This window comes from Bacillus sp. PK6-026, assembly GCF_054161455.1.
This window is the reverse complement of record NZ_CP096418.1, coordinates 2,726,640-2,737,979: the sequence shown is the minus strand read 5'-3', so window position 1 is coordinate 2,737,979 and position 11,340 is coordinate 2,726,640. Positions and strand designations below refer to the sequence as shown.

The 11,340-nt window shown below is 46.0% G+C and carries 14 protein-coding genes; 7 read left to right on the top strand and 7 right to left on the bottom strand.

Annotated elements, in window-relative coordinates; translation table 11 throughout:
* Positions 1–14: 14 nt before the first annotated feature.
* Together M1D59_RS13895 and vrrA are read right to left on the bottom strand one after the other, a co-directional pair.
* Complete coding sequence (locus M1D59_RS13895) at positions 15–959, bottom strand: 4-hydroxy-3-methylbut-2-enyl diphosphate reductase (protein ID WP_023855228.1); 945 nt, start codon at positions 957–959, stop codon at positions 15–17.
* 120 nt (positions 960–1,079) lie between these two features.
* Positions 1,080–1,730 carry a VrrA/YqfQ family protein gene (vrrA, locus tag M1D59_RS13890; RefSeq protein ID WP_458117472.1) on the bottom strand — a complete coding sequence of 217 codons (651 nt, stop codon included), beginning with the start codon at positions 1,728–1,730 and terminating at the stop codon, positions 1,080–1,082.
* Between the two features lie 255 nt (positions 1,731–1,985).
* On the opposite strand from vrrA, the gene M1D59_RS13885 reads away from it, so the two are divergent.
* Both M1D59_RS13885 and M1D59_RS13880 read left to right on the top strand, forming a co-directional pair.
* The gene (locus M1D59_RS13885; protein ID WP_026579291.1) at positions 1,986–3,305 is read left to right on the top strand and encodes a DEAD/DEAH box helicase; all 1,320 of its coding nucleotides are present in this window, start codon (positions 1,986–1,988) and stop codon (positions 3,303–3,305) included.
* A gap of 11 nt (positions 3,306–3,316) precedes the next feature.
* On the top strand, positions 3,317–4,210 hold the full coding sequence (locus M1D59_RS13880; RefSeq protein ID WP_020452220.1) for a deoxyribonuclease IV: 894 nt from the start codon (positions 3,317–3,319) through the stop codon (positions 4,208–4,210).
* Positions 4,211–4,240: 30 nt separating this feature from the next.
* On the opposite strand, the gene M1D59_RS13875 is transcribed toward M1D59_RS13880, so the two are convergent.
* Positions 4,241–4,495 (bottom strand): DUF2624 domain-containing protein, encoded by a 255-nt coding sequence (locus M1D59_RS13875; protein ID WP_229128985.1) that lies wholly within the window; start codon positions 4,493–4,495, stop codon positions 4,241–4,243.
* 126 nt (positions 4,496–4,621) lie between these two features.
* Here M1D59_RS13875 and M1D59_RS13870 point away from each other — a divergent pair, with 126 nt between their 5' ends.
* The 4 genes from M1D59_RS13870 (at position 4,622) to M1D59_RS13855 (ending at position 7,695) form a co-directional block, all read left to right on the top strand.
* Positions 4,622–5,506, top strand: coding sequence for a YitT family protein (locus tag M1D59_RS13870; RefSeq protein WP_026579292.1), 885 nt, complete (start codon positions 4,622–4,624; stop codon positions 5,504–5,506).
* 143 nt (positions 5,507–5,649) lie between these two features.
* Positions 5,650–6,426 (top strand): metal ABC transporter ATP-binding protein, encoded by a 777-nt coding sequence (locus M1D59_RS13865; RefSeq protein ID WP_023855223.1) that lies wholly within the window; start codon positions 5,650–5,652, stop codon positions 6,424–6,426.
* Positions 6,426–7,286 (top strand): metal ABC transporter permease, encoded by an 861-nt coding sequence (locus M1D59_RS13860; protein WP_023855222.1) that lies wholly within the window; start codon positions 6,426–6,428, stop codon positions 7,284–7,286. Before M1D59_RS13865 ends, M1D59_RS13860 begins: the two co-directional genes overlap by 1 nt.
* A complete protein-coding gene (locus M1D59_RS13855; protein ID WP_035338384.1) occupies positions 7,264–7,695 on the top strand; it encodes a Fur family transcriptional regulator in 432 nt (143 codons plus the stop codon). The genes M1D59_RS13860 and M1D59_RS13855 overlap by 23 nt, the downstream gene beginning before the upstream one ends.
* Before the next feature lie 70 nt (positions 7,696–7,765).
* On the opposite strand, the gene M1D59_RS13850 is transcribed toward M1D59_RS13855, so the two are convergent.
* Positions 7,766–8,350: a nucleotidase gene (locus tag M1D59_RS13850; RefSeq protein ID WP_023855220.1), complete on the bottom strand. Its 585-nt coding sequence runs from the start codon at positions 8,348–8,350 to the stop codon at positions 7,766–7,768.
* Between the two features lie 137 nt (positions 8,351–8,487).
* Here M1D59_RS13850 and M1D59_RS13845 point away from each other — a divergent pair, with 137 nt between their 5' ends.
* Positions 8,488–8,859, top strand: a complete 372-nt coding sequence (locus tag M1D59_RS13845; RefSeq protein ID WP_023855219.1) for a hypothetical protein — start codon at positions 8,488–8,490, stop codon at positions 8,857–8,859.
* 37 nt (positions 8,860–8,896) lie between these two features.
* Here the strand turns inward: M1D59_RS13845 and ispG are convergent, their stop codons facing one another.
* The 3 genes from ispG to M1D59_RS13830 all read right to left on the bottom strand — a co-directional run bounded on the left by ispG (position 8,897) and on the right by M1D59_RS13830 (position 11,270).
* Positions 8,897–10,015 carry a flavodoxin-dependent (E)-4-hydroxy-3-methylbut-2-enyl-diphosphate synthase gene (gene ispG, locus M1D59_RS13840; RefSeq protein ID WP_085959519.1) on the bottom strand — a complete coding sequence of 373 codons (1,119 nt, stop codon included), beginning with the start codon at positions 10,013–10,015 and terminating at the stop codon, positions 8,897–8,899.
* A gap of 106 nt (positions 10,016–10,121) precedes the next feature.
* A complete protein-coding gene (locus M1D59_RS13835) occupies positions 10,122–10,427 on the bottom strand; it encodes a LysM peptidoglycan-binding domain-containing protein (RefSeq protein WP_026579294.1) in 306 nt (101 codons plus the stop codon).
* A gap of 84 nt (positions 10,428–10,511) precedes the next feature.
* The gene (locus tag M1D59_RS13830; protein WP_035338383.1) at positions 10,512–11,270 is read right to left on the bottom strand and encodes a DUF1189 domain-containing protein; all 759 of its coding nucleotides are present in this window, start codon (positions 11,268–11,270) and stop codon (positions 10,512–10,514) included.
* Positions 11,271–11,340 lie beyond the last annotated feature (70 nt).

The following is an 11,340-nucleotide window of genomic DNA, read 5'->3' as shown; positions in this document are numbered from 1 at the left end:
AAGCGATGGATGCTTCAGGTTTTTGCTTTTACTTTAGGCAAGATTTTTTGAAGAGGTACTTCGTGACTGATCTTCCATGTGGAAGGATCTTCACGATCGAATTGTTCTAAAAAGCGGATGACTTCTTTTGTAATCGGAGTCGGGGTCGATGCGCCGGCCGTTACAGCGACGGTTTCCACGCCGTCGAGCCATTCCAGCTTTAATTCGCTTAAATCGCCGATCCGGTATGCTTTCGTGCCTGCGATTTCCTCGGAGACCTGGGCGAGGCGATTCGAGTTATTGCTTTTCGGATCGCCGACAACGATTGTCAAGTCGGCTTTTTTCGCCTGTTCGGACACCGCTTCCTGACGCACCTGGGTGGCCAGACAAATCTCCTGGTGGAATTCAACATCCGGATATTTTTCTTTTACTTTTTCCATAATATCATGGACATCCCATTGGGACATCGTCGTTTGGTTCGTGACAATCAGTTTCTCCGCTTCAATGTCCAGCCTTTCCACGTCTTCTTCGGTTTCGACAAGATGAACGATATCCGGGGCGACACCGACCGCTCCTTCAGGCTCCGGGTGTCCTTTTTTTCCAATGTAGATGACGTGATAGCCTTCCGCTTTCATTTTTCGGATTAAATCGTGTGTTTTTGTCACATCAGGGCAGGTGGCGTCAATCGCGACAAGACCTTTATCCTCAGCTATTTTACGGACTTCGGGCGAAACGCCGTGAGCGGTGAAGATCACCGTTCCTTTGTCGACCTGATTCAAAATCTCAAGCCGGTTCGGACCGTCAAGCGTATAAATGCCCTCTTTTTCAAATGCGTCGGTGACATGTTTATTGTGAACGATCATTCCTAAAATATATATAGGTCTCGGCAGACTTTTATCGAGAGCCGCGTTTTTTGCGATGACCATGGCGTCGACGACACCGTAGCAATAGCCGCGCGGCGATATTTTAATTACGTTCATTCTTAGTCCTCCTATAAAGAAGTAAGAGCCGGGCATGATAAAAAGCCGTAAAAAACGGCTTATTTTTGCAGTCTCTATAGACCTCATTATATCTGATCCCGCAGGAGATATCAAAGAATGTTATACATACAGTTTAGGTTTTGATCCTCCGGTTTTTCTTTTTGCAGACGGAGGGGCTGAACGGCTCCGTTTTTTTCTGATTTCTTCGGCTTTGGATTTTTCGGGTGTTTTGGAAGACACTTTTATTTCTTCTTTCTTTTCGCCGCTCGTTTCGGTCTTGTTGTCCGGTTCGTCTTTTTGTTGTTCGCTGTCCTCCGCTTCAGTATCATCGGAATTCAGCTGTCTGAACATTTTCACCATGCCGGGGAGATTGCGGACGAGAGGTCCGTATTGCTGAATCATCGGCGTTACTTGCTGGGCTACACCGAGCGCTTTTTGAACATTGCCGAGCATGTTTGAAATGGTAGCCGGATTGGCAAGACCCTGAATGCCTCCAAGGCCGCTTCCGGTTCCGCCGAGGCCTGCTCCTGTTCCCCCGGACGCGGCAGATCCAGGAAGGATTTTCGAGAGCAAACCCTGAATCCCGCCGCCTCCTCGCGCCCCTGCTTGCTCCTGGGCGGCGCCCATCGGCTGAAACATTTGCTGCAGGCCGCGCTGCTGCGCTTGAGGGGGCTGCATTCTCATCCCCAGATGTCTCGGCATCAAGGCTCTGCCGGGCCTTTGCGGAATCTGCGGTCTTGGCTGATTTCTCATCGGCTGTTGCTGAAACATACTTGTACCTCCTTTCAAAATCCTTCTCTTGATAGGGTATGCACCAACGGTGGCAAAGTGTCTTTGCCGCCGGCCCGAATAGGGCGGGGGTGATGGTTTTTTTCCGCAGGATCAGTTATAATTTAATGATGGACATGATATCAGCCTTTTTTTAAGCAGTGCGGCATAAAAAAGGATACATAAGCGCACAATTCAGCCATATAGGATAAAGCTTGGAGCGCCGGAATAAAGGCTTTCCAAGAAGGAGTTGGGAAAATGAAACAAACGAAATTTGAAATGTACGATTTAAAGCCGTTTATTATAGAGGCTGTTCACGACTTGGGATTTTATGAGCCGACTGATATTCAGAAGCGGTTAATTCCTGCGGCGCTGAAAGGGGAGAGCGCGATCGGACAGTCGCAGACAGGTACGGGAAAAACGCATGCCTATCTGCTCCCGCTCTTAAGCAGGATCGATTTTGAAAAAGAGTTCGTTCAAGTCGTGATTACGGCTCCGACAAGGGAGCTCGCCAACCAGATTCATCAGGAAGTCCTGAAAATCACCAAGTTTTTAGGGCCTGATGAAGCGGTTCGTTCGAAATGTTTCATCGGCGGTACCGATAAACAAAAATCGATTGACAAATTAAGAACACAGCCCCATCTGGTGGTTGGTACGCCGGGGCGGATTGCAGATCTGATCAGGGAGCAGGCGCTCGATGTTCATAAAGCCGGTTCGCTCGTTATCGACGAGGCGGACTTAATGCTTGATATGGGATTTTTGGAAGATGTCGATTTTATCGGGTCGCATATGCCTGAAGGCTTGCAGATGCTCGTATTTTCCGCAACGATTCCAGAAAAATTAAAGCCTTTCCTGAAAAAGTATATGGCCAATCCGAGGTATGCGCATGTTGAGCCGAAGCACATCACGGCCGAAAAAATCGAACACGTGCTGATACCTTCCAGACACAGGGATAAAAATGAGCTGCTGCTCGAGGTTATGACCCATTTAAATCCGTATTTGGCGATTGTTTTTGCCAATACAAAAACAACGGCTGACGAAATCGCCGCATACCTGACGGACAAAGGGATGAAAGTCGGACTTCTTCACGGAGGGCTTACGCCGCGGGAACGAAAAAAAGTGATGAAGCAAATCGGCGATCTGGAATTCACCTATATCATAGCCACTGATTTGGCTGCAAGGGGAATCGATATTAAAGGCATCAGCCATGTCATTAACTATGAACTGCCAGACGATCTTGATTTTTACGTTCACCGCGTCGGCCGTACAGCGCGCGCCGGAACATCCGGAACAGCGATGACGTTTTATGATACCTCTGACGAAGATGCACTTGTGAAGCTTGAACAGATGGGAATCGTGTTTGAAAACATGAGGCTTGAAAAAGGCGAGTGGAAAAAGATCGATGACCGCAAGCGCCGTCAGAATCGAAAAAGAACGCCTGATGAAACGGATGAGGCCGCTAAGCGGCTTGTGAAAAAACCGAGAAAAGTCAAGCCAGGATATAAGAAGAAAATGCAGACGGAAATCAATAAAATAAAAAGACAGCAAAAAAGAAAGCAATTTAGAAAAGGAAAGTAGGGGAAACAGTTTTGTTGAAAATCGGTTCACACGTCTCAATGAGCGGAAAACATATGCTGCTTGCGGCCAGTCAGGAGGCAAGCTCCTACGGCGCCAATACATTTATGATCTATACGGGAGCGCCGCAAAACACGCGCAGGAAAAAAATCGAGGATTTAAATATTGAAGCAGGAAGAGCCCATATGGAGGAGAACGGCATCTCTGATATCGTCGTTCATGCCCCGTATATTATCAATATCGGCAATACAACAAATCCGGCCACATTTGAGCTCGGTGTCGAGTTCCTGCGTTCTGAAATTGAAAGGACGTCGGCGATCGGCGCCAGACAAATCGTTCTTCACCCGGGAGCTCATGTAGGTGCAGGCGCAGAAGCGGGCATTCAAAAAATCATCGAAGGATTGAACGAGGTCATCGACCCGAATCAGAATGTGCAGATCGCTTTGGAAACGATGGCCGGCAAAGGTTCAGAATGCGGACGGACGTTTGAGGAGCTGGCACAGATCATCGACGGCGTTACACACAATGAACATTTATCCGTCTGCTTCGATACATGCCATACCCATGACGCGGGTTACGATGTCGTATCCGACTTTGACGGTGTCTTAAACGAATTCGATAAGATCGTCGGAATCGACCGTTTAAAAGTGCTTCATATTAATGACAGCAAGAATGTCAGAGGCGCGAGAAAGGACCGGCACGAAAACATCGGATTCGGAGAAATCGGTTTTGATGCGCTTCAATACATCGTCCACCACGATCAGCTGAAAGATATTCCGAAAATCCTTGAAACGCCTTATGTAGGAGAAGATAAAAAGAACAAAAAGCCGCCATACCGGTTTGAAATTGAAATGCTTAAAAATAAACAGTTTGATGAAGGGCTGCTGGAAAAAATCAAGCAGCAATAAAAAAAGGGGGGCGTATCAGCTCCCCTTTTTTTATGATACGTATTGAGAAAATAGCTGGTTCAAGAGCTGCACCGCTTCTTTTGAAGTGACCTCTTCCACCTGCTTGAGCAGTTTATTGCGTTCTTCCTCATTAAAAATATTGATGTTTTTTCCTTTCACAAGCTTTTCCACTTCAAGCGCCTGTTTTCTTGTTACATGAATTCCGTATTGTTTAGCGTACTTCAGCACCTCGTCAGCCGTGACCTGATTTAAACGCTGCAGCACGATTTTTTGAAATAAAATCACGTCCATTCCTCCCCTCTGAACTAATGTATGGCGTAAAATTAAAAATGTGTCATTTTTTTATTTCAGTCTGTTAAATGATATGATGATAAGGGACAGTTTGGCCAGTTTGGAAAAAGGAGAGACAGAATGGCAAATACCATAAAACAGCATAAAAAAGAATCAGCGGTCAAAGTGGCGTTTCGGATCGTCATGATTCTCGTCGGGGCTGCCTGTGCAGCCGCCAGCATCGAATTATTTTTAGTGCCGAACAACATCATTGACGGGGGCATTATCGGCATTTCACTAATATTGGACTACATTTTTAAAGATACTCCGTATATCAACTTCGCACTGCTCGTCGTCGTTCTTAACATTCCGTTTATGTTTTCAGGCTACAAGCACATCGGAAAAACGTTCTTAATTTCAACCCTGATCGGAATCATCAGCTTATCAATTATTGAAACCTTGTTGCATCATGTAGAAGGGGTTACGACTCAGCCCGTTCTGGCAGCCGTATTCGGCGGTCTTCTGCTCGGATTCGGCGTAGGGCTTGTTATTCGTAACGGCGGTTCTATGGATGGAACTGAGATACTCGGCATTTTGCTTACGAAAAAGCTGCCATTTTCAGTCGGCGAATTTGTCATGTTCGTCAATGTCTTTATTTTTACGTGGGCAAGCTTTGTATTCGGCCTTGAGCAGGCTATGTTTTCGGTTATGACGTACTATATTGCGATGAAGACGATCGACGCCGTTATTCAAGGGCTTGATGAGACGAAAGCGGTCATCATCGTTTCAGATCAATACGAGGAGATTTCCGATGCGCTGCTGCATCGCCTCGGCCGGGGAACGACAAAGCTCAAAGGGAAAGGCGGCTATTCCGATGAGGATACAGAGGTGATTTATGCCGTTGTGACCAGGCTTGAAGTGACAAAGCTGAAATCGATTGTTTTCAATATTGATCACAATGCTTTTATAACGATTATGGACACGCACGAAACGCGTGGAGGAAAGTTCAAAAATGCCATCCATTAGGCTTTCATTTACTTTTTTTTAGTTTATATGTATAATTTAAAGATGAACTGGTCAATCGTGAAAATGGCTTGCTGCTTTTCGGCTGCCATTTTCTTTTTGTGCAATAAATCGTAATGATTCTGGAGAAGTTGAAGGTGAACGTATTGAAACAACCTATTATTGAAATGAAGCATGTATCATATTCCTATGATCATCGAAATGTGATAGAAGATATCAATTTAAACATTGAAGAAGGGACTTTTCTCGGCTTGGTCGGTCCAAACGGATCGGGAAAGACGACATTGCTGAAATGCATTCTGGGGCTGATTAAGCCGCAGACAGGCGAACTTAATTTGTTCGGCGTCCCTCTCAGAAAATTTAAGGACTGGAGCAAAATCGGCTTTGTATCCCAAAAAGCAAACAGCTTTAACACCGGTTTTCCCGCTTCCGTATATGAAGTGGTGGCAAGCGGTTTAACAGCGAAGCTCGGCTTATTCAGACGCATGTCCAAAGCCGATAAGCAAAAGGTGGATGAAGCGATCGAAGCCGTCGGCATCACGTCCCTGAAAGACAGGAACATCGGCGAGCTTTCGGGGGGACAGCAGCAAAGAACTTTCATCGCGAGAGCGCTTGTGAGCGAACCGAAGCTGCTCATTCTTGACGAGCCGACGGTTGGAGTCGATCAAAAAACAGTTGAAGGGTTTTACAAGCTGCTGGAGAAGTTGAATCGTGAAAAAGGCATTACACTCATTCTTGTCACCCATGATGTCGGCACGGTTTCCGATAAAGTCACACACGTTGCCTGTATGAATAAACATCTTCATTTTCACGGCAATACAGAAGAGTTTGAGTCCATGACAGATCAAGACTTGTCTCAATTTTACGGGCATGATGTTCAAGCCATCAGCCACAATCACCATCATCATGGAGGACACGAATAATGCTGACACCTTTTTTTCATTATGAGTTTTTGCAAAACGCTTTTATTTCAGGAATATTAATCGGCCTCATCGCGCCCTTGCTCGGTGTATTCATCGTTGTCAGGCGCCTGTCGCTGATCGCAGATGCGCTCAGCCACGTCTCTTTAGCCGGCATAGCAGCGAGCCTGTATGCAGGCAAACAGTTTGCAGTGCTCGCCGGCGTCAGCCCGATCTATTTCGGAATGGCGTTTTCTGTTGCCGGTTCTTTGATTATCGAGAGGCTGAGAACGGTTTATAAACATTATCAGGAGCTGGCGATCCCGATTATCATGTCGGGGGGGATCGGGATTTCCGTTATTTTTATTTCGCTTGCGGACGGATTTAATACGGATCTGTTCAGTTATCTATTCGGCAGCGTCAGCGCTGTTTCGCGGGAAGACATGCTGGTGATTGTCGGAATTTCCGCGGCCGTTTTGATTGTGGTATTTTCCCTTTTTAAAGAGCTGTTTCTTCTGTCGTTTGATGAAGAGCATGCTAAAGCTTCGGGGATTTCCGCAAAGTGGATTCATTTTATATTTATTTTGATCGTTGCGCTTGTTATCGCCGCCTCTATGAGAATCGTCGGTACGCTTCTCGTTTCAGCGCTGATGACGCTCCCTGTCGCTGCGAGCATGCGCATTGCCAAGGGGTTTAAGCAGGCGATCTTCTTATCGATTCTATTCGGTGAACTTTCCGTCATCGTCGGCCTGGTGCTTGCTTATCATCTCGATCTTGCGCCGGGGGGAACAATCGTGATGCTGTCGATCTTTATCCTGATACTGTGCATCAGTTATAATAAAATCAAAAGGAGGATTCGCCGTGAACGTACAGGAAGCGCTTGATTTACTGAAGGAAAAAGGATATAAATATACAAGCAAACGGGAGGATATGCTTCAGCTGTTTAGTGATTCTGATAAATATTTAACGGCGAAAAACGTCCTTTCCGCTTTAAACGATGATTATCCAGGGTTAAGCTTTGATACGATCTACAGGAATTTGTCGCTGTTTGAAGAACTCGGCATTTTGGAAACGACTGAGCTTTCCGGTGAAAAGCTGTTTCGCTTTAAATGTTCTTCTGCTCATCACCACCATCATTTTATTTGCATGATATGCGGCAAAACGAAGGAAATCGAGCTATGCCCGATGGAAAAGCTGACAGACGATCTTGACGGCTACCAGATCAGCGGCCACAAGTTTGAAATTTACGGAACGTGCCCGCGATGCGAAGAAAAAAGCGCAGAAGCGCAGTAAAGAAAAGCGGCATATGGCGTTAAAAAGCCATATGCCTTTTTAACGCAAAAAGCATGTAAGAGACTTTATCTTACATGCTTTTTGCGCCTTTAATCATTTTCTCGTTCTTTTTCAGCCATTGGGCGGCTTCAAGCCAGCTGTCGACTCTGACGATGTTTGAATCGATCGGAAGCTGATTATATGGCGTATTAAACAACAGAACCGGAATGCCTGCTTCTTTTGCAATCATGGTTGCATTCCCGTGGTGGTCCTCAAAGAAAACATCGATCTTATGCCTGAAGACGGCTTCCAGTTTATCGTGACCGCCGACAAGTTCTATATGGTCATAGTGAATGTCGCGTTTCTCGAACCAATCAAAGGTGATATCCTCCAGATGGTGTCTTCTTGCCGTAATGTATATCAGCTTATGCTGCTTTTTCAGCTCATCCAGCGTCTGTTTGGCATATTGAGCCAGCAATGCTTCCTGATAGATGCGGGGCTCGTTTTCGTTCATCCATTTCCAAAAATCTTCCTGGGATATATTCAGCAGCTTTGTTAAGTCATATTCCTTAATATCTTCCAATGTAATGGAGAGGCTGAACGACTCGTTCAAATAGGGAACAAAAGTATCCTGGGCAGTGATCGTTCCATCAATATCGATTCCTAAATGTAACATGTCCACACTCCTTATCATCCATTCCTCCAGTGTATCATAATCTTTTAACATTTACAGTAAAGTTTAGCAAACATGAATCGGGCTAAAATGCTTAAACTATAAATGCTCCTTTATGGATTAAAGAGGGGGGATATCGAATGGAAAGAGATCAAAATGTTCGCGGTCGTAACCGGGCCGGTTATGATGCTGACCTAGTCGATGCGACTTTAGATAATGATGACTTTTTAGAAGAAACAGCAGCAGAAGTTGCCCCGACTTATCGTACGGATAACAGGGACAACGGTGACGCGCGTAACGATGCCGATGCTGCCGGCGGACGCGTAACCGGGTATATCGCGCTTGCGCTTTCGATTATTTCCTTGTTTATGCTTCCAGTGCTGTTAGGAATTGCAGGGATCATTGTCGGTTATATAGCCAGAAGACAAGGAGCAGCTGGCTTAGGAGCATGGGCAATGGGTATCGGTGCAGTTTCCTTGGTGCTTGGCATATTCATCACCCCGTTTTTCTAACGGAAAAAGCTTGACGGATATCCGTCAAGCTTTTTTATTATGTGTTTAATTTTTCTTTTTCGGCCGCTTGTTTGGCATAATGCTCTTCGGCGAGCTTGTCGATTTCTTTTTTCAATTCCTCGACCATCGTTTCCTCAGGCACTTTCCGGACGATTTCGCCTTTGCGGAACAGGAGGCCTTCGCCGCGTGCGCCGGCAATCCCGATATCGGCTTCACGCGCTTCTCCGGGACCGTTGACGGCACAGCCGAGAACGGCAACTTTAATCGGCGCCTTGATTTTAGCGATGTAATCTTCGACTTCATTGGCGATGCTGATCAAATCGATTTCGATCCGGCCGCAAGTCGGGCAGGAAATCAATGTCGCTGCATTGGAAGCGAGCCCGAAAGATTTCAGGAGCTCCCTGGCGACTTTTACTTCTTCGACCGGGTCCGCGCTTAAAGAAATCCGCAATGTATTGCCGATTCCTTTTGAAAGGATCGCGCCGAGACCGGCGGCGCTTTTCACCGTACCGGCAAACAGCGTACCCGATTCGGTGATGCCTAAATGAAGCGGATAATCGAATGCTTTTGCCGCTTTTTCGTACGCTTCAATCGCCAGATTGACATCAGACGCCTTCATGCTGACGATGATATCGTGGAAATCGAGATCTTCAAGAATTTTAATGTGGTGCAGTGCACTTTCGACCATGCCGTCTGCTGTCGGATAGCCGTATTTCTCAAGGATTCGTTTTTCCAGAGAGCCTGCATTGACACCGATCCGGATTGGAATGCCCTTTTCCTTCGCTGCATTGACCACCGCTTCAACCTTTTCGCGGCGGCCGATGTTTCCCGGATTGATGCGGATTTTATCGGCTCCGCCTTCGATCGCTTTTAAAGCCAATTTATAGTTGAAATGAATATCCACGACAAGAGGGATGGATATCCGCTTTTTGATCTCAGGAATCGCGTCTGCAGCCCGTTCATCAGGACAGGCGACGCGGACGATTTGACATCCCGCTTCCGCGAGTCTGTTGATTTCGGCGACGGTTGCTTCAACGTCATGTGTTTTTGTTGTTGTCATGCTTTGAATGACGACTTCGTTATTGCCGCCTATTGTTAAAGGTCCCACTTTAACGGGACGCGTTTTTGTACGATGTGTGATTTCACTCACTTGAATTCGCTCCTTAAGTATAATTCGGAGGCGGTTGCTCCTTTTCTTATACCAAATCGTTTACAAGTCTTATTGTAACAGCCCGTTCATGAAACTGACAAGAAATTAACGCTTATTCAGGATAAACGGGAAACTTGTAGGTGATGCCTGCTTGAATGCGGCTCGCCTTCACATTCGGATTCAGCGCTTCAAAATCTTCGGCTATTTTGTCGGCCGGAACGGCGCTGTTCCCGATGATTGAAAATACGGTCTGTCCGGGTTTGACGGTAACGGTCTTATATTGCAGGCTTGCAGCCGGAGCTTCTGCTGCCATGGTTGAAGCCGGCAAGGCGTTTTGAGGGATGGTGCCTGATTTCAAGTCATAATAAACAATGAACAGGGCGAGCAAAATCGAAAACAGCACAATCACACGTTTCATCTGATTTGTCCCCATTTCGTGCATTTTTTATTATGTTACGCTTGTCCCTCTTTCAACATGACAATAAATTTGCTCCTGCCCGTTTTACCTTGCTGCTTTAGAAGACGGCGTCTCTTTAATGGCGAGAAACAGGATGATAAAGTTCACAAACCAGTTCAGGAGGAACTGACTTGGAACCACCGCCTCCAGCGCGTCCATAATTGCAAAAAACACGGTCGCGAGCGTGATCGAATAAGCAGACATCACCCAAAGGTGCTTATAGGAGAGCATTTTCTTCTGTCCATTGCGAATGATCAGCCCGATGACGGCAAGAACCGAGACATCAATGAATTTTCCGGCTGCCGTCGCCAAAAACAGCAGAACGCATAAGACGGGAACAATCACCGATTTATTTTGATCAACTAAAGAAAGGATATCGTCCTTGGACATGTCTTCGGGAAGCATGGTGTACGGCATTTCCTGAACTTGGCCGTCAATGGCGATGACGAACTTATCTTTCAGAATGCCGACGGAATTCCGTTTGTCTTCGATCTGTTTTGTTTTATAAGAGCCGCTCGGATCAAAAACGATGACAAATCCGAATGACTGTGATTCAATCGCTTTCTTTGCATCTGTTTGCAGTGAGCCGTCTTTTATGGAGAAAGCGGGGAATTCTTTTACAGCTGACTGAAAGCTGTTCATTGTATTCACCACTCCGCTGCTGATATGGTAAAGGTTCGGGAGAGCGGCGATGATGCTGAGCAAAAATACGTATAAAATCGTTTTCCCTATGCCTTGGAAACGCATTTTGCCAATCGAGTGAGGGGAATATGTACTTTTAAAAAATCGCTGAAATAAATTCATTCGTTTTTCACTTCCTATTTCTATAATGTATCTGCATTATTGTATCGTCACAAAAGGACGAATACAAGAA